Origin of the sequence: Eubacterium segne (assembly GCF_014287775.1) — a bacterium.
GTDB lineage: Bacteria > Bacillota > Clostridia > Lachnospirales > Lachnospiraceae > Eubacterium_G > Eubacterium_G segne.
Genome location: NZ_JACOOZ010000001.1, coordinates 239,536 through 259,255, shown reverse-complemented (window position 1 = coordinate 259,255; position 19,720 = coordinate 239,536). Strand labels below are relative to the sequence as shown.

Here is a 19,720-nt window from a genome sequence, read left to right as displayed (position 1 = left end):
GTATGGGCGTTGATATGAAGGTCAAAGCGATATACGATTCTGAAATTGGTAACATCACCAGAACAGATAAGAACTGGAAAGATGTTTTAAAGGTTGCAGGTCAGTTGTACCGCTATGAATTTGACAATATCGTTATGGTAACAGCTCAGAGATCTCCGGAGAGAAGCACACTTATGGCAGATTATGATACCTGGAAAAAGGTGGGAAGATATGTAAAGCGTGGTGCGAAAGGCTGTGCCATTTTCCCGTCAAGGGCACTGAATCCCCGTATGAGATATATCTTTGATATCAGTGATACCGGAGGGAAGAATGTTAAGCTGACATGGGACCTTGAGGGAGAAAATCTTAAGGATTATGTGGATTTTCTTGTGTCAGAAGGTCAGATTGAGCAGTACGATAACAGCGACAGGGAGTCTCTAAAAAATATATTAAAACAGTTTACAGGAACAGATGTTTGGCTTATAATAAAAGAAGAGTTCGGAGACCGAATGACCGAACTTATGCAGCTATCAGGTAGTGTGATAAAGGAAGAAAGTAAGAAACGCAATGGCTTACAGCAGGAAATGGACATGGAGCAGCTTGTATATGCAAGTGTCATGTATGCTGTAGGGACGAGATGCGGATTTGACTTATCTGTGCAAGAACAGGATTTTAGTCAGATCGTAAATATCAAAGACGAAGAGATCATTTACCGTCTTGGTTCCATTGTATGCGATGTCTCCTGTAGTGTTCTTAGAGAATTTAGTCGTAACTTAAAGGCAATCGAGAGCGAAAGGAGAATTGGATATGTTAGAAGAAATGACTTACAAGGAAGTGGACGGACTGCTTTATCCGCAGATAGAGATGCCGGACGAGACGGAGGATCTCACGAAGCTGGGCAAATACGGAAGGATGGCGATGAACTATCTAAAGGAGAACGAGCCGGCAAGATACAAGACGCTGATGAGATTCGGGAAGATGTACGAGAAGATGTCAGCGGTAGAGGAGGAAGCGAACCAGCTGTACGACCAGCTGGAGATGCAGTATCTGGCGAAGCACAAGCCACAGAATCCGTCATCGACAATGGAGATGTGGAAGATAAGAGAGCAGGCGAAGATGCAGGCAGAGGAAGTGGTACTGAATCAGATAGTGATGCGATTCCACTAGAATCAGATGATACAGAACTGAATAGGGAACTTGATGAAATCAATTCATTGGGTGTTAGTAAGGAAGCCGAATATACACAGGCTTCCTTTTTTTTCGACCAGAATGGGCAGGCAAGCATTGGCACTATTCATACTGAGGACGAAAACAATAATCAGTTTATGCGTCAGTTCGAGCAGGACAGAAAAGCTGCATTAGCAGGTAAATACAATTACCTGAATCCCAAAAAGTCTGCAACAGTACCAAGTGAGTATATCAAACAGGTGCTTATGAGAGGTACAGGTTTTATCGGTGGCAAGGGCAGGGTATGCAAGATTTTTGAAACTGAGATTGATGCAGGAACCAGGGCAAAGCGTATCAAAGCAGAATATGGTCAGGGAGGTGCAGGCTGGCCGGTTGACGGACTGGGACTGCACGGATATGACACATTTCATGGGAATGGACTGCGTTTTCAGTGGCGAGATGAGGATGGAGAGGTTGAAGGATATGTTTCGTGGAAAGATGTCGAAAAAGAGCTTGGTGTCCTTATTCTTACAGGGGAATACCAGCCTGAGACACCTCGTATTGATGAGCTTGCGATGGACGGACTCCGTGAGGATGATGAGGTCATTGATGCCGAATACCGGGAAGTGGAACCGGAGGAGGCAGAATCAGAGATTGATGATTATGCAATACCGGATGAGCCGGAGAGCTATGCTTCTAACAGAGATTATGTAAGTGCAAAAGGCATGACACCACAGGAAACTGCCGATGAAGACCGCATGGTAACACAGGCAGAATATGGTGCAGAGATAGAAGCTGAAACAACTGAAAAAGATCCATCAGAGCTTCAGTATATTACACCGATTGATTATGCCAAGCGTATTGCAGAGCTTGATGAAGACCTGCGTGATGCGGCGGAGATTCTTGTAACAGATTGCAGCTGCTACACTCCGTTTAGGGCATTCCTTATGGATGTGGTGCAGTCTGATTTTGCATTTATGCCCAATAAACTTGACCTTATCAGGGATATTGCATTAGGGACAGATAATGCAGAAAGAAAGGCATATTCCAACAATAAGTATGGTCTTGTGGAGTACTCAATCAGAAGTGGATATGTGAAGATCAGCTATAAGAACAGGAATGGTGTGCGTAAGGAAGGTGCTCTCGACTGGCGTGAGTTATATGAGATTTTATCCTATATGGTAAAACAGCCATTTTACTGCGGAGAAGACCAGAAAAAGTATTATCAAGAGATAAAGCAGAAGGCTGACAGGGATAAGATGAATCCGGTCTATAAGAGATTCTTTGACATCGAGGATAGTGTAAAAGCTAATCGTCTTGAAACCAGGGAAAGAGCAATAGCGAATGGATGGGAAACCAAGATTGATGAGAATGGACATGTAGTTTCAGATGATGTGGTATCAGTATCTGTGGATGATATTCAGGCTGATACAGAATCACAGGAAACTGTAGATTTTACACCAAAGCAGGAACCAGTACAGCAAGTAGAAAGTCTTGAAAATGAGAAGAATGTTGCCGGGCAGACGAAGCACAACTTCCATTACAATCTCTGGGAAATGGAAAAAGGCGGTGCCAAGACCAGATATCAGTGGAATATGGATGCAATTCGTACTTTAAAGCAGATTGAATCAGAAAACAGGCTTGCAACACCGGAGGAACAGAAAACCTTGTCGAAGTTTGTCGGATGGGGCGGACTGTCACAGGCATTTGACGAGGAAAACGCAGGCTGGAGCAAAGAGTACAAAGAACTCAAAGAGATGTTATCGGATGAAGAGTATGCTGCAGCTAGGGCAACAGTAAACAATGCCTTTTATACTTCACCGGAGATTGCCATGTGCATGAACTCGGCACTTGTCCAGTTTGGTTTCAGAGGCGGCAATGTATTAGAACCATCTATGGGTATCGGTAACTTCTTTGGGAGTATGCCGGCACCTATGCAGAGAAGTAAGCTGTATGGGGTGGAGCTTGACAGCATTTCGGGAAGAATTGCAAAGCAGCTTTATCAGAATGCCAATATCAGTATCACAGGATTTGAGAATACCACATATCCGGATAACTTCTTTGATGTAGTTGTCGGAAATGTGCCATTTGGTGATTATAAGGTTTTTGATCCGAAGTACAACAAGTATAACTTCCGTATCCACGATTATTTTCTGGCAAAAGCACTTGATCAGGTAAGACCGGGAGGCATGGTTGCGGTGATTACCACAAAGGGAACACTTGATAAGGCAAATCCTACTATCCGAAAGTATCTGGCTGAAAGAGCAGAGCTTGTGGGAGCGATAAGACTTCCGAATACTGCATTTAAAGATAATGCAGGAACCGAAGTGACAGCAGATATCCTGTTTTTGCAGAAAAGGGAGAGAAAGATTGATATTGAGCCGGACTGGGTACACCTTGGTGTAACTGAGAATGGCATTGCAGTCAACTCTTATTTTGCAGAGCATCCGGAAATGATGCTTGGATCTATGGAATATGACACAAGGATTTACGGACAGGACAGCAGATACACAGTCTGCGTGAATGATGATGAGAACTTCAATATTTATGAAGCATTAAACAAAGCTATCGGTAATATCAAAGCCCAGATGACAGATTTTGAGAGAGTGGCAGATGAGGCGGAGCAGACGGAGGAAGTTATCCCGGCTGATCCGGATGTGAGAAACTACACTTACACATTTTTTGAAGGAAAACTCTATTACAGGGAAAATTCCGAGATGGTAAGAAAAGAAGTATCACAGACTGCCGAGGAGCGAATCAGAAGCCTTGACGAAATCAGACAGATAACAAGAGAGCTGATTGATATCCAAATGGATGGCTGCAGCGAGGAGGAACTTTCCGATAAGCAGAGACTTCTTAATGTGAAATACGATGCCTTTATAAAGCAGTATGGAGCAATTACCTCAAAAGCAAACAGAATAGCTTTCAGGGATGACAGCGATTATCCGCTTCTGTGCAGCCTTGAGGAAGTAAACGAAGACGGGGAGGTGAAAAAAGCGGATATGTTTTATAAGCAGACGATTAAGGCAAAGACTGTCATAGACAGGGTAGAGACCGCTGTGGAAGCATTAAATGTATCCGTCAATGAATTTGGATATGTAAATCTTGCCTATATGCTTTCTATCTATGAGCCGGATATTACAAATGCAAAGAAAGAGCTTGCAGAAAAGTCCGGGCAGACAGCTGATGAGATAACATTTAGTGATGATGCTTTGGCAGAGCTTAGAAGGGCAGTTCTTGTGGAAGAGCTGGACGGACTGGTTTTCCTTAATCCCGACCGCTACAACGAGAACAATCCTGATATCGGCTGGGAGACAGCAGACGAGTATCTCTCCGGCAATGTCAGAGACAAACTTCGTGTAGCAAAGGCTATGGCAGCTGATACAGACAATCCGCAGGCAGAAAGATTTGCAGGAAATGTGGCAGCACTTGAAAAGGTGCAGCCGGAATGGATTGAAGCCTCGGATATTGATGTAAAGATTGGTACGACATGGATTGAGTCGCTTGATTATGAGCAGTTTATCTATGAGCTTCTCAATACACCAAGAAGGGCAAGGGCAGTCAGAAGCCAGTTTTACAATACAGGCATTCAGGTACACTTAAATAAGATGAGCATGGAATGGTTCATCGAGAATAAGAGCATGGATAAGCATTCAGTGGCAGCCACTAAGACCTATGGTACAAGCCGCATGGATGCTTATTCTATTTTTGAGGATACGCTGAATCTAAAGACAGTAACAGTCAGGGACAGGATTGATGACGGTGATGGCAGGTATCATTACGAAGTCAATAAGAATGAGACAATGCTTGCAAGGGAAAAGCAGAACATGATCAAGGAGAAGTTCAAGGAGTGGCTGTTTGCAGAGCCGGAGCGTAGACAGAAGTATGTGGAGTATTACAACGAGACATTCAATAACATCCGTCTGCGTGAGTATGACGGAAGCCACTTACAGTTTCCGGGAATGAATCCGGCGATTGAGCTAAAGCCTCATCAGAAGAATGCGGTGGCAAGAATCCTTCTCGGAGGAAATACACTACTTGCACACTGTGTCGGTGCCGGAAAGTCCTTTGAGATGATGGCTGCCTGCATGGAGCAGAAGAGACTCGGACTTGCCAATAAGACGATCATGGTTGTTCCAAAGCCACTTATCGGTCAGACGGCATCAGAGTTTTTAAGGCTTTATCCGTCAGCAAATATCCTGGTTGCCACAGAGCGTGATTTTGAAAAAAGCCGCAGAAAGCAGTTCGTATCAAGGATTGCAACAGGTGACTATGACTGCATTATCATGTCCCACTCGCAGTTTGAGAAAATCCCAATCTCCGCAGAGAGAAAGGAAAGAATGCTTAACGAGCAGATTGATGAAATCAGCTATGCAATTGATGAGATGAAGGAGCGTAATGGAGAGCGATGGACTGTAAAGCAGATGGAAAGCCAGAAGAAAAAATTGGAGGAACAGCTGAAATCCTTATCAGATGAGAGCAGGAAGGATGACCTTATTACCTTTGAGGAACTGGGTGTAGATTCTATTATGGTAGACGAAGCACATAATTTTAAGAACCTTGCGATTTTTTCCAAGATGAATAATGTGTCAGGTATCAGCAGCAGTGGAGCAAAGAAGTCAACAGATATGCAGCTTAAATGCCAGTATTTGTCTGAGATAAATGATGGCAGAGGCATTGTGTTTGCGACAGGTACGCCAATATCCAATACCATGTGTGAGATGTATGTCATGCAGCTTTACTTACAGAAAGCGGCACTTGAAGAGATGGGGATTTATCACTTTGATTCATGGGCAGCGAACTTTGGTGAAGTGACAACAGCACTGGAGCTTACTGTAGAGGGAAGCGGTTTCCGTTTTAAGAGCAGATTCAATAAGTTTACGAATCTGCCGGAGCTTATGAATATCTTCCGTGAGGTAGCAGATGTGCAGACCGCAGACATGCTTGACCTTGATGTGCCGGCACTTCGTGGTGGGAAGCCTATCATAGTGGAGTCAGAGCCTGACTGGTATGTAAAGCAGGTTATGGAAGACTTTGTTGTGAGGGCAGAGCGTATCAGAGGCGGTGGAGTTGATCCAAGTGTGGACAACTTCCTAAAGATTACTCATGAGGCAAGATTACTCGGAACAGATGCAAGGCTGATTGATAAGGACGCACCAAGTAATCCTGACGGAAAGCTCAATAAGGTAGCAGAAAATGTGTGGAAAGAATATGAGAAAGGAAATGCTGATGGTCATATAGGCTGCCAGCTTATTTTTTCGGACATCGGCACACCGGGACCGGATAAGGACTTCACCATCTATGATTATCTGAAAGAAACTCTTATCCAATATGGTATTCCGGCAGAGGAGATAGCTTTTATCCATGATGCTAAGACTGACGCACAGAGGGATGCACTTTTTAAGGAGATGAGGACAGGTAAGAAGAAGGTTCTTATCGGTTCAACGGACAAGTGTGGAACAGGTGTAAATGTGCAGACACACCTTGTTGCAATGCATCATGTGGACTGTCCTTGGAAGCCAAGCTCCATTGAACAGAGGGAAGGACGAGGCATCAGGCAGGGCAATGAAAATGAAGAGGTTGCAATCTACAGATATGTCACCAAAGGAACCTTTGATGCATACAACTGGTCGCTTGTGGAAAATAAGCAGCGTTTTATCAGTCAGGTAATGACAAGCAAGGCGGTAAGCCGAAGCTGTGAGGATATCGACGAGGCAACACTTTCCTATGCAGAGATTAAGGCAGTCGCCACAGGCAATCCTCTTATTCGTGAGAAGATGGAGATTGACAATGATGTCCAGAGATTAAAGCTTTTGAAGGCTTCCTATGACAACCAGAGATATGGCTTGCAGGATAACTTTATGATTAAGTACCCAAAGCTGATTAAGACAGCAACTGAAAAGCTTGCCAATGTCCGTGAGGATGTAAAGGCAAGGGATAAAGAGCTGATTGATAATCCGGAATTTGCCATCACCATAGGTAAAGCAACTTACACAGAGCGAGTGGATGGCGGAACGATGATGCTTGAAGCAATCAGCAAATGTAAGACCGGAGAGACAACTGCAATCGGTAAATTCCATGGATTGGAGCTGTTTGTGGAAAAGAACTTCCTTGGTATCAATTATATGGTGCTTCGTGGAAAGACTGAGTACAAGGCAGAACTTTCCACAAGTCCGGTCGGCAGCATGGTAAAGCTGGAAAACCTGTTCAATGGACTCCATGAGAACATTGATTTCTTAGAAAAGAAGATTGAGCAGTACCAGAATGACCTTGAAGCATCAAAGGCAGAGTATGACAAGCCATTTGCATACAGCAAGGAACTGGAAGAAAAGCTGTCAAGGCAGTGTGAACTGAATGCCCAGCTTGACCTTGAGAACGCAAAGGCTGTGGATGCAGACCTGAGCGGACCGGAGGAAGAAAGAGAAGCAGATGACAGGATGGAATCTGCAGCAATTGTAGCAGAGGATAAAGGTGCTTATCCAGCCGACAGAGAGGGCAGAACACGATAGGAGAGTGAATAATATGAGCATAAGAAAAGTGGTCGCAGGACTACTGATTACAGCAGGGATTGCCATTATGGCAGTCCCTTTTTTCTGGCGGGCAACAGGAGAAAAACAGACAGAACAGCTCATAAGTGAATTTGAGCAGACATTGGAGGATGATTACGATGAAGAAACAGATGTGGAGGAAGAGCAAACCTCCATTAGTGAAGAGGATGAAGCCATTTTTAAAGAAGGCGGTGTTATCGGTATCATTGAGATACCGGGCATAGATATCCGGTATCCGGTAATGGAAGGAACCACAAGTAAAGTGCTTAATGCCGGGATCGGTCATATAGAAGAAACAGCAGGGATTGGGGAGAGTGGCAACTGTGTATTGTGCGGTCACAATGGCAGCAGATATGGCACATTTTTTACACCACTAAGTCAGATATCCATAGGTGATGAAGTAATGATAACCGACAAAAATGGGCTGAAGCATATCTATGAGGTAACAGAGACAGAGGTAGTAAATCCGTATGATAACAGCATCAAGACACAGGGCGATGAAAAAGAACTAACTCTTTTTACCTGTTCCCAGAAAGGAACCATGCGTTTTGTAGTCAGGTGCATTTATAAGGAGGCGGTGATGGATGAATAAGAGATACCGGTTAGGTGAGATAGAAGAGGCAGTATCGGAAATGGAAGAGCTAATTGACATCGAGGATGATATTGCAGAGATTGATGATGAATTTCAGATAGTCGTAAGCGGCTGGTCTGTATATGTCGAAAGCATGAATCTGACACTCAGACAGGGAATAGCCTGCGTATGGGATGCGGAGGAAGGATTATTTATGCCTGATTTTGATGTGACTATCGTGTATGAGGGAAACATCGAAACACAGGAGTGGCTCTATTATGAGCAGGACGGAATGGTCGTTACACTTGGCAACTGGTTAAATAACAGATTGTCTTGTGAACAGATAGAACAGCTTTGGTGTGAGCTTATCATACCGGAGCAAAATAAAGAACAAAAAGAAAGCGAGGAATAGCATATGAAGTATTCAATTAAAGTAAACGAAGTAAGGGCAAAAGAGGGCAGCAACATCAAAGGATTTGCAACAGTAGTATTTGGTGATTCATTTAAGATTACCAATATAGCAATCCTTGAGAATAAGGATAAGGGAGAGCTTTTTGTATCAATGCCAAGATACCGCTCCAATGAGCGTGATGAAAGCAACGGTGTGATCTATAAGGATGTGTGCAATCCTATCACAGCAGAGTTTCGAGAGGAACTCTATACCAATATCCTTGATGCCTATGCAAGAATTAAGGAACCGGAGAAAGAGGAGACACAGAAGCAGGAGCGTACACAGGAAATGCCGGAGTTTTCCGTAACTGTAACACCTTATGAGAGGGAAGGTAGTAACATCAAGGGACTTGCACGCATTTATTTTGAAAACAGTTTCATCGTAAATAACATCAATATCGTGCAGGGCAAAGAGAAAATCTTTGTATCAATGCCTTCTTATAAGACAAAGCAGGTGGACGAGCAGGGCAAGCCAATCTACCAGGATGTCTGCTATCCGGTCACAAAGGATTTCAGGGAAAAACTCTATAATGAGATTATCTCTGAATATGAGAAAGCAAAGGATAAGAGCAACGAAAATGCAAGAGAGAGTGCAGAGAAACATCATGGCAATCCCGATAAAGAGAAGGACAAAGAGGCGACGCCCTTTCGATAATCAGTAATCAGAGTACAGGGGCGGCCAAGGCTGCCCCATTTACAGAATGGAGGAAACAGAATGGATATGGAAGCAGGAAAAACACTTACCAATGAGGAGGTCATAAGAGAACTTCTCGACTTATTAAAGAAAAATGCCATGAAAGAGCAGGCAAACGATGTATTTGAGATATGCAGCTATGTGGATGGACTGGAGAAAAAGATTGATTCCATGACGGAAGAACTCACCAATATGCAGAACCAGATCAAAGAAATGCAGGAAGATACTCTTGTCAATAATGCTAAAAAGGGCTTGACAAATAAAGGGTTAAGGAATATAATTAGATTCAGTATTATACAAGGAGTTAATAAATATGCGGCAAGGTATTCTTAAATAAACTGTCAATTTGATAGTGGGAACAAAAAGTAGCAGTCCCGTTTCACTTTTAATATGGGGCTTAGTTTTTTGTACCCAGTTTAAGAATACTTTTATCATGTAATTTTATATGCCCGAAAACATATAAGTGTTTTGGGGCTATTGGAGTTATTTACCCAGTGATAGGAGTATTTATCACTGGGTATTTTTATGCCCTTTTTTGGGTGTTGATAGGAGGAAAATCACATGAAAATAATTAACTTAGGCATTCTGGCTCACGTTGACGCAGGAAAGACAACATTAACGGAAAGTTTATTGTATACCAGTGGTGCAATTGCAGAACTAGGGAGCGTAGATGAAGGCACAACAAGGACAGATACAATGAATTTGGAGCGTCAAAGGGGAATCACTATCCAGACAGCAGTGACATCTTTTCAGTGGGAGGATGTAAAAGTCAACATTATAGATACGCCAGGCCATATGGATTTTTTGGCGGAAGTATACCGTTCTTTATCCGTATTAGACGGAGCAGTATTATTAGTTTCTGCAAAGGATGGCATACAGGCACAGACCCGTATACTGTTTCATGCACTACAGATAATGAAGATTCCGACAATTTTTTTCATCAATAAAATTGACCAAGAGGGGATTGATTTGCCAATGGTATATCGGGAAATGAAAGCAAAGCTTTCTTCGGAAATTATAGTGAAGCAAAAGGTTGGGCAGCATCCCCATATAAATGTAACGGACAATGACGATATGGAACAGTGGGATGCGGTAATTATGGGAAACGATGAACTATTAGAGAAATATATGTCAGGGAAACCGTTTAAAATGTCAGAACTGGAACAGGAAGAAAACAGGAGATTCCAAAACGGAACGTTATTTCCCGTTTATCACGGAAGCGCTAAAAACAATCTGGGGATTCGGCAGCTTATAGAAGTGATTGCCAGTAAATTTTATTCATCAACGCCTGAAGGTCAATCTGAATTATGCGGGCAGGTTTTTAAGATTGAATATTCAGAGAAAAGGCGGCGTTTTGTTTATGTGCGTATATATAGCGGAACATTGCATTTGAGGGATGTTATTAGAATATCTGAAAAAGAGAAAATAAAAATCACAGAGATGTGTGTTCCGACAAACGGTGAATTATATCCATCCGATACAGCCTGCTCTGGTGATATTGTAATTTTACCAAATGATGTTTTGCAGCTAAACAGTATTTTGGGGAACGAAATGCTGTTGCCGCAGAGAAAATTTATTGAAAATCCTCTCCCTATGCTCCAAACAACGATTGCAGTAAAGAAACCTGAACAGCGGGAAATATTGCTTGGGGCACTTACAGAAATTTCAGATGGCGACCCTCTTTTAAAATATTATGTGGATACTACAACGCATGAGATTATACTTTCTTTTTTGGGGAATGTGCAGATGGAAGTCATTTGTGCCATCCTTGAGGAAAAATATCATGTGGAGGCAGAAATAAAAGAGCCTACTGTTATATATATGGAAAGACCGCTTAGAAAAGCAGAATATACCATCCACATAGAAGTCCCGCCAAATCCTTTCTGGGCTTCTGTCGGGTTGTCCATAGAGCCGCTCCCTATTGGAAGCGGAGTGCAGTATGAAAGCAGAGTTTCACTTGGATATTTAAATCAATCGTTCCAAAATGCGGTTATGGAGGGGGTTCTTTATGGCTGCGAGCAGGGGCTGTATGGATGGAAAGTGACAGACTGTAAAATCTGTTTTGAATATGGATTGTATTATAGTCCTGTAAGTACCCCCGCAGACTTTCGGCTGCTTTCCCCTATCGTATTGGAGCAGGCTTTAAAAAAAGCAGGGACAGAACTATTAGAGCCATATCTCCACTTTGAAATTTATGCACCGCAGGAATATCTCTCACGGGCGTATCATGATGCTCCAAGGTATTGTGCAGATATTGTAAGTACTCAGATAAAGAATGACGAGGTCATTCTGAAAGGAGAAATCCCTGCTAGATGTATTCAAGAATACAGGAACGATTTAACTTATTTCACAAATGGGCAGGGAGTCTGCTTGACAGAGTTAAAAGGATACCAGCCAGCTATTGGTAAATTTATTTGCCAACCCCGCCGCCCGAATAGCCGTATAGATAAGGTTCGGCATATGTTCCACAAGTTAGCTTAACAGCTTGCAAAAGTCATATAAAATGAGATTTGAAAGGATTAGAGACTAATTATGATGAAATGCGAATGGATATTGTGTCCTGTTTGTGGGAGCAAAACCCGTAATAAAATTAGGAAGGACACTGTTTTGGAGAATTATCCCCTTTATTGTCCAAAATGCAGACAAGAAAGATTGATTAAAGTTGACAACTTGAAGATAACTGTCATCAAAGAGCCAGACGCTTAAGACGCAGAGCCGATTATTTTTGTAATATATTAGAGCATCTAGAAGAAACTATTTATCAAATTTTATGAAAAGGAATGAGCATATGTTTGGAGAAACATTGCATTGCGGTGAACTTATAAAGAGACTTAACGATGCACTTGGAAGAAAGGCTAATAATACGTTGATGTGCAATGATGTCACCCTTTCGCAGATTAAGGTCCTCGCAACTATCAGCGAGGCAGCCGATGAGACGATAACGCTAAAAGAACTTGAAAAGCATTTTGAAGTTAAACAGGCAACGATGGCAGGAATTGCTGCACGTCTGGAAAAAAATGGGATGATAGAGGGGTTTTATGATTCAAATGATAAAAGAATCAAACATGTAAAGCTCACGGCAAAAGGTGAGGAGATATGCAAGACGGCAAGAGCTTCAATGGATGAAAATGAGAGGGAACTTTTAAAGGCACTTAATGATGATGAAAAAGGACAGCTTAGAAATCTTTTGCAGAAAGTATATGACAGTATCAAGTCATGCTGACTGTAGACTTATAAGGTGAATTTAATCGAAGGGAGAATGATAAAAATATGATAAAAACATTAGCAAAATGTATGGGCAAATATAAAAAAGAATCAATTATAACGCCAATATTTACTGCAGTTGAAGTTTTTTTGGAAATTCTTATTCCATTTATAACAGCCTCAATAATTGATAAAGGAATACAGGCCGGAGATATGAGAAAGGTTGGTATTTATGGTGGAATAATGCTTATTATAGCATTTTTGAGCCTTTTTTGTGGTATACAGGCAGGAAAGTATGGGGCGGCAGCATCAACAGGATTTGCGTGTAATCTGAGAGAGAAAATGTATGAAAATATACAGACATTTTCATTTTCTAATATTGATAAATTCAGTACAGCAGGTCTTGTAACACGTATGACAACTGATGTAACTAATGTACAGAATGCTTATCAGATGATAATAAGGAGTGTTGTGAGAGCACCTCTCATGATGATTTGCAGTATTACAATGTGTGTAATAATAAGTCCGAGATTAAGTATTATATTTCTTGTTGCACTTATATTTTTAGGATTTGTACTTTTCTTTATTATATATAAAGTAACACCGGTTTTTACATCAGGTTTTGAAAAATATGATGAACTCAATGCGAGCGTTCAGGAGAATATTTCAGGAATCCGTGTTGTTAAGGCATTTGTACGTGAGGAGCATGAAAATAAAAAGTTTAATAAAGCGGCAGATAATCTTTATAAAACATTTGTTAAAGCCGAGTCATTTCTTGCATTTAACAATCCGACTATGATGCTTGTTGTATATGGATGTATTGTTGCATTGTCATGGTTTGCTTCACATTTTATTGTGTCGGGTTCAATTACAACTGGTAATCTTACATCAATGTTCAGTTACGTAATGAACATGCTTATGGCACTTATGATACTTTCAATGATATTTGTAATGGTTTCAATGAGTGCGGCAAGTGCAAGGCGTATTTCAGAAGTTCTTAATGAAAAAGCGGACCTTGCCAATCCGGAAAAACCTTATGAAGAAGTGGAAGACGGAAGAATCGATTTTAATCATGTTAATTTTTCATACAGAAAAAACAGTACAGAGGATACTTTACATGATATTGATATTCATATTAATGCAGGTGAGACAATTGGTATTATTGGTGGTACAGGATGCGGAAAATCAAGTTTTGTGAGCCTTATAAGCCGTCTTTATGATGTTACTGAAGGTTCTGTATGTGTTGGCGGAAAAGATGTAAGAACTTATGATATGGATGCACTCCGTAATCAGGTGGCTGTAGTATTACAGAAAAATGTCCTGTTTTCAGGAACAATACTTGACAATCTCAGATGGGGTGATGACAATGCTTCATATGAAGATTGTGTTGAGGCATGTAAACAGGCATGTGCTGATGAATTTATCGAGAGAATGCCTAAGAAGTATGATACATGGATAGAACAGGGCGGTACTAATGTTTCAGGTGGTCAGAGACAGAGACTCTGTATTGCGAGAGCATTGCTTAAAAAACCAAAGGTTCTTATTCTTGATGATTCGACAAGTGCTGTAGATACTGCAACAGACGCAAAAATCAAACAGGCATTTGCCCAGAAAATTCCGGGAACAACAAAGCTTATAGTTTCGCAGAGAATTTCAAGTATTCAGGATGCCGACAGAATTATTGTTCTTGAAGATGGAAAAGTCAGTGGCTTTGATACACATGAGAATCTTATGGAAAATAACAAAGTTTACCGCGAAATCTGTGAAGTTCAGATGCAGGGCGGCGGCGATTTCGACGAATCGGCAGAATAGTGAGAATAGGAGGAAGACATGAAAAATAAAAATGAGAACAAAGAGAAGAATCCGCTTTTATTATTAAAAAGACTTCTTTCTTATATAGTAAAAAATTATAAATTGGCATGTTTCATGGTGGTCGTTTGCATATTGGTTTCGGCACTTACGACATTATGTGGAACTTTATTTATACAGAAACTTATTGATAATTACATTGTGCCTCTTACCCAGATGGCAGTTCCTGATTATTCACCGCTTGCACAGGCTCTTTTAAAACTTGTAGCAATATTTGCAGTGGGTGTTTTATGTTCCTACGGATATAACAGAATTATGGTAAATGTTGGTCAGGGTACTATGAAAAAGCTCCGTACAGAGATGTTTACTAACATGGAATCACTTCCAATCAGATATTTTGATACACATGCACATGGAGATATAATGTCGGTATATACAAATGATATTGATACATTAAGACAGCTTATAAGCCAGAGTATTCCACAGGTTCTTAATTCACTTATAACACTTGTATCAACATTTGTAAGTATGATAGTTCTTGATATACCACTTACAATTGTATCTGTTATTATGGTTGCAATTATGCTTTTTGTGACATCAAAGCTTTCCGCTGCATCTGGCAGATATTTCATTGAACAGCAGAAAGATATCGGTAAAGTAAATGCTTATATTGAGGAAATGATGGAAGGGCAGAAGGTTGTTAAGGTATTCTGTCATGAGCAGGAAAGTCTTGAACAGTTTAAGCAGATTAATAACAAGTTAAGAGAAAGTGCCAACAATGCTAATAAAATTGCAAATATTACAATGCCTATCAATGAAAATATAGGAAATATAAGTTATGTTTTGTGTGCACTTGTAGGTGGTGTGCTTGCATTAAGCGGCTTTTCAGGACTTACAATTGGTACACTTGTAGCATTTCTTTCATTAAACAAGAGTTTCACACAGCCTGTAACAGAGATAAGCCAGCAGGTAAGCAGTATTGTAATGGCTATGGCAGGTGCCGGCAGGGTATTTGACCTTTGTGATGAAGTACCAGAGACAGATGAAGGTGATGTTGAACTTGTAAATATATGTTATGATTCAAATGGTGAAATCCATGAAACTGAAGAACTGACAGAGATGTGGGCATGGAAAAAACCAAATGCTGCAAACAAAGATGAAATGTATACAAGACTTCAGGGTGATGTTACATTTGATGGAGTTGATTTTGGATATAATCCTGACAAAATCGTGCTTCACGATATAAAAATGTTCGCAAAACCTGGTCAGAAGCTTGCGTTTGTAGGTTCTACCGGTGCCGGAAAGACAACAATTACCAACCTTATTAACAGGTTTTATGATATACAGGATGGTAAAATCCGTTATGATGGAATTAATATTAATCATATTAAAAAAGACGATTTACGCCGAAGCCTGGGCATTGTTTTACAGGATACCAACCTTTTTACAGGCACGATTATGGACAATATCAGATATGGAAGACTCAATGCAGCTGATGAAGAATGTATAGCTGCCGCAAAGCTTGCTAATGCTGATGGATTTATAAAAAGACTTCCTGATGGTTATAACACAGTGCTTACCGGCGGTGGTGCGAACCTTAGTCAGGGACAGCGTCAGCTTCTTGCAATAGCGAGGGCGGCAGTTGCAGATCCTCCTGTTCTTATTCTTGATGAGGCGACTTCTTCTATTGATACACGTACAGAAAAACTTGTACAGCGTGGTATGGATGCACTTATGACAGGAAGAACTTCATTTGTTATCGCTCATCGTCTTTCTACGGTACGGAATGCAGACTGTATTATGGTTATGGAACAGGGAAGAATTATTGAGCGTGGTACACATGACCAGCTTATGGAAGAAAAAGGCAGATACTATCAGCTTTACACAGGAAAGTCAATCAGTGCGTAAGATTTTGATTAATTGGTATTAAATAAACATTTCAAAAACACGGGGTATAAAAATATGAAATATGCTTATATTAACGGAAAAATACTTGACGGAACCAAAGATATGCAGGTAAAAGAGGGCTTCGTCATACTTACGGACAATGATAAAATTGAGGATATTGTCAAGGCAGGCACGGATTTGAATGGATATGAAAAAGTTGATTTAAAACGCAGATATATTATGCCCGGTCTTATAAATATGCATGTTCACCTTGCAGGTAATGGCAAGCCGCAGAAAAAACAGCGTGATAATGAGAAACTTGTAAAAATACTTATGGGAAATGCACTTATGCGTTCAATTGCATACGGTATGGTTGCCGGATTTGCAAAAACAGAGCTTATGAGCGGTGTGACAACAATAAGAACGGTTGGCGGACTTGGAAGTTTTGATACAAAATTAAGAGATGAGATTAATGCAGGAACAAAGATGGGACCTAGAATACTTGCCGCTAATGAAGGGATTTCCGTGCCTGGCGGACATATGGCTGGCTCTGTTGCTGTTGCGGCGGACAGTATAGATACAGCCTTAAAACATCTGGAGCAATCGGAAAAAGAAAAGGTTGATTTGATAAAGCTTATGATTACTGGCGGCGTAATGGACGCAAAAGAAAAAGGTGTTCCGGGTGAACTGAAAATGTCTCCGGAAATGGTAAAGGTAGTCTGTGACAAGGCACATGAAAATGGCTATTTAGTTGCTGCACATGTCGAATCTCCGCAGGGGGTGCGTGTTGCTCTTGAAAATGGTGTTGACTCAATTGAACACGGTGCAAAAATTGATGATGATACAATTAAGTTATTCAAGGAAAGAAAAGCATTTCTTTGCACAACAATTTCGCCTGCACTTCCGTATGCATTGTTTGATCGTTCGATTACCAACGCAACTGAAGTTGAACAGTTTAACGGAAATGTTGTGTTTGAGGGAATAATTGCATGTGCGAAAGCGGCACTTGAAAATGATATACCTGTCGTTCTTGGCAATGATGTCGGATGTCCGTGGATTACACAGTATGATTTCTGGAGAGAATTGTATTATTTCCACAAATATACGGGCGTTTCCAATGCGTTTGCACTGTATACGGCAACCGCAAGAGCTGCCGAAATGGCGGGAATCGGTGATATTACCGGTACGCTCGAAAAAGATAAATGTGCAGATATGATTGTAACCGAGGAAAACCCACTCGATGACCTCAGAGCATTACGACATGTAAAAATGGTTGTCGCAAGAGGAACGATTATGGAAAATCCTAAAGTTAAAATAAATAAGCGTGTCGAGACTGAACTTGATAAATTCCTATAAAAAAACCCCGCTGCGGCGGGGCTTTTTTATTCATAAAACACATATAATTTGTCAAATACTCTGTTATAATTTCTCCATAATAATTGTTCATCTGCAATTTCGCATAGATAAAAGGTTTTAATAAATAACGGATTATGATACATATAACAGGACAAATAAAAATCCAGTTTTTATTAACTAGGGATGTTGCCACTCCTTTACTCCATTGTACTGGAATTTCTGTCGGCAACTTAGAATAAGACAAAGCCCCAATAATCAAGCATAGTGCGGTAATCATAGTCCAGGTAAGCATACTTCCCCATATATACAAAAAGCTGACTGAATCCAGTTTGAAAACAGTTCGATTATCTTTCCAATAGTCATGAAAATCTGTTACATACTGTTCTACCTGTAATTTTTCATAACTAATACTTCCTTCATCCAGCATTTTTTCGCACATGAGTTTCGCCTTATTCAAATCAGTAATCTGATTTTTTAATACTTCCTTTTGCTTCTCAAGCATTTCCTGCAATGTTACTTTTTCGGATATAATATTTCGTATATCTTCAATAGAAATTCCCAATGTACGTAGATATGCAATCTTCTTTATATTTTCCACATCATTTTTAGAATAATCTCTATAACCATTACTTTCATTTCTCGAAGGCTCAATAAGTTTTTCCTTTTCATAAAAACGGATATTAGAACGGGATAAACCTGTTCGCTCTTCTACGTCTTTTATAGTCATATTATGCCCTCCTTTCGAGCAACTCTATTTTACTTAATAATAAGCTATAAACAAGGTTTACAGTCAAGCATTTATCAAAAAAACTATAGTTGTTGATAAGGACATGAAAAGCTGTCCAAAATAGAAGGTGAACCGGATTGCTGCTCCGACTCAATCTTCCACATGGAATACATCTTCCACCAGCATATTAAAGTACTTTGATATCCGCAGCATAAATTCGGCAGATGGGGTGCTGTCCCCACGCTCTATCCTGCCGACAGTTTTGGTGCTGTATCCAATAGCAGCGGCAAGGTCATCCTGGTAAATGCCTCGCTGTTCACGTATTTCTCTTATATTATTGGTAACCGCCATAAAAATCCCTTCTTTCAGTTCTATAGATATTTTCTTATTGTCAATTATGCAAAATAATGTGTCCGATAAAAATGACTTGCAATTTTATCGGCAATGTCCTGTAATAGCACAAGCATCAGATTTTCCAAGAACTTTTCCAAATATGTCTAAGCGGTCATTTTCACTAACCTTGATAGGTGCATACTTTTCATTGAGTGAGATAAGGAAAATTCCTTCTTTATCGTTTTGTAATTTCTTAATATAGGCTTCTCCGTTTAGAGCGAAGATGCCGATTTCTCCATTAGCAACAGATTCCTGCTGTAATATCCATGCAATCTGACCATCGTGGAATTCTGGTTCCATACTGTCACCACTAATACGGACACCGAAAGTAGTATCTTCTGGCAGGATAGATTCATCTATGCGTACAGTCTCTTTCGGTCCATCTACAAGGAAGTTACCGGTTCCGGCTGATACAGCATTTTCAAAAATATCAATGCTACGGAATGGAATTATCTTAGCAGTCTGCTTTTCATACATTCCGGATGCGTGGAGCAGATTGATATAATCCATAGCTTTTTCCCTGCCTTCATCAGTTAGTGATGAGAAAGGATCGGCAGGATTTACTCCAAAATATGCCTCATACATGTTAGTAATACCAAGGATTCTACACACTTTGTAAAATATGGTAACGCTTGGTTCAGCAAGATTTCTCTCCCAGTTGGATATGGCTTTATAGGAAATGGTAATGCCTTCCTTTGCCAGTTCATCAGCGAGATCCTGTTGGAGCAAGCCTTTCTTTTTTCTATATGTTGAAATGATTTCTCCGATTGAGTACATACATACGCCTCTTTTCTTTCATTTTGTTGATTTCAAATGTCTCTTTTCACTCCATAGTATATAGCAATAGTGCCAATTATTCAAGTTAAAAATCCAATATAATGAGAAAAAGGACACATGTGTCCGTTGACAGTCGATTATTCTTGGGGTTATACTAT

The 19,720-nt window shown here is 40.6% G+C and carries 13 protein-coding genes and 1 pseudogene; 11 read left to right on the top strand and 3 right to left on the bottom strand.

Going from position 1 to position 19,720, the window contains the following annotated elements; translation table 11 throughout:
• The first annotated feature begins 2 nt into the window (after positions 1-2).
• From H8S00_RS14020 to H8S00_RS01145, 11 genes and pseudogenes are all read left to right on the top strand, one after another.
• Complete coding sequence (locus tag H8S00_RS14020) at positions 3-7,655, top strand: helicase-like domain-containing protein (RefSeq protein ID WP_186839824.1); 7,653 nt, start codon at positions 3-5, stop codon at positions 7,653-7,655.
• Positions 7,656-7,668: 13 nt separating this feature from the next.
• On the top strand, positions 7,669-8,286 hold the full coding sequence (locus H8S00_RS01190) for a class D sortase (protein ID WP_118590960.1): 618 nt from the start codon (positions 7,669-7,671) through the stop codon (positions 8,284-8,286).
• Positions 8,279-8,677 carry a hypothetical protein gene (locus tag H8S00_RS01185; RefSeq protein WP_186839823.1) on the top strand — a complete coding sequence of 133 codons (399 nt, stop codon included), beginning with the start codon at positions 8,279-8,281 and terminating at the stop codon, positions 8,675-8,677. Before H8S00_RS01190 ends, H8S00_RS01185 begins: the two co-directional genes overlap by 8 nt.
• 3 nt (positions 8,678-8,680) lie before the next feature.
• A complete protein-coding gene (locus H8S00_RS01180; RefSeq protein ID WP_117477954.1) occupies positions 8,681-9,370 on the top strand; it encodes a SpoVG family protein in 690 nt (229 codons plus the stop codon).
• 60 nt (positions 9,371-9,430) lie between these two features.
• A complete protein-coding gene (locus tag H8S00_RS01175) occupies positions 9,431-9,742 on the top strand; it encodes a DUF6674 family protein (protein WP_330418086.1) in 312 nt (103 codons plus the stop codon).
• 228 nt (positions 9,743-9,970) lie between these two features.
• Positions 9,971-11,890: a tetracycline resistance ribosomal protection protein Tet(O) gene (tet(O), locus tag H8S00_RS01170; protein WP_117686175.1), complete on the top strand. Its 1,920-nt coding sequence runs from the start codon at positions 9,971-9,973 to the stop codon at positions 11,888-11,890.
• A 51-nt stretch (positions 11,891-11,941) separates the two neighbouring features.
• Positions 11,942-12,140, top strand: a pseudogene (locus H8S00_RS01165) (cysteine-rich KTR domain-containing protein).
• 39 nt (positions 12,141-12,179) lie between these two features.
• Positions 12,180-12,632 carry a MarR family winged helix-turn-helix transcriptional regulator gene (locus H8S00_RS01160; protein ID WP_117528999.1) on the top strand — a complete coding sequence of 151 codons (453 nt, stop codon included), beginning with the start codon at positions 12,180-12,182 and terminating at the stop codon, positions 12,630-12,632.
• 47 nt (positions 12,633-12,679) lie between these two features.
• Positions 12,680-14,425 carry an ABC transporter ATP-binding protein gene (locus H8S00_RS01155; RefSeq protein WP_117761255.1) on the top strand — a complete coding sequence of 582 codons (1,746 nt, stop codon included), beginning with the start codon at positions 12,680-12,682 and terminating at the stop codon, positions 14,423-14,425.
• Positions 14,426-14,443: 18 nt separating this feature from the next.
• The gene (locus H8S00_RS01150; RefSeq protein WP_117761253.1) at positions 14,444-16,330 is read left to right on the top strand and encodes an ABC transporter ATP-binding protein; all 1,887 of its coding nucleotides are present in this window, start codon (positions 14,444-14,446) and stop codon (positions 16,328-16,330) included.
• Between the two features lie 54 nt (positions 16,331-16,384).
• The gene (locus H8S00_RS01145) at positions 16,385-17,665 is read left to right on the top strand and encodes an amidohydrolase family protein (RefSeq protein ID WP_117529001.1); all 1,281 of its coding nucleotides are present in this window, start codon (positions 16,385-16,387) and stop codon (positions 17,663-17,665) included.
• Here the strand turns inward: H8S00_RS01145 and H8S00_RS01140 are convergent.
• From H8S00_RS01140 to H8S00_RS01130, 3 genes are all read right to left on the bottom strand, one after another.
• Positions 17,619-18,392 (bottom strand): MerR family transcriptional regulator, encoded by a 774-nt coding sequence (locus H8S00_RS01140; protein WP_242991902.1) that lies wholly within the window; start codon positions 18,390-18,392, stop codon positions 17,619-17,621. The two genes, H8S00_RS01145 and H8S00_RS01140, sit on opposite strands and share 47 nt — an antisense overlap.
• Before the next feature lie 150 nt (positions 18,393-18,542).
• Entirely contained in the window at positions 18,543-18,743 is a 201-nt protein-coding gene (locus H8S00_RS01135) for a helix-turn-helix transcriptional regulator (protein ID WP_004611564.1), read from the bottom strand.
• Between the two features lie 84 nt (positions 18,744-18,827).
• On the bottom strand, positions 18,828-19,562 hold the full coding sequence (locus H8S00_RS01130; protein WP_117482444.1) for a helix-turn-helix domain-containing protein: 735 nt from the start codon (positions 19,560-19,562) through the stop codon (positions 18,828-18,830).
• Between the last annotated feature and the right edge of the window lie 158 nt (positions 19,563-19,720).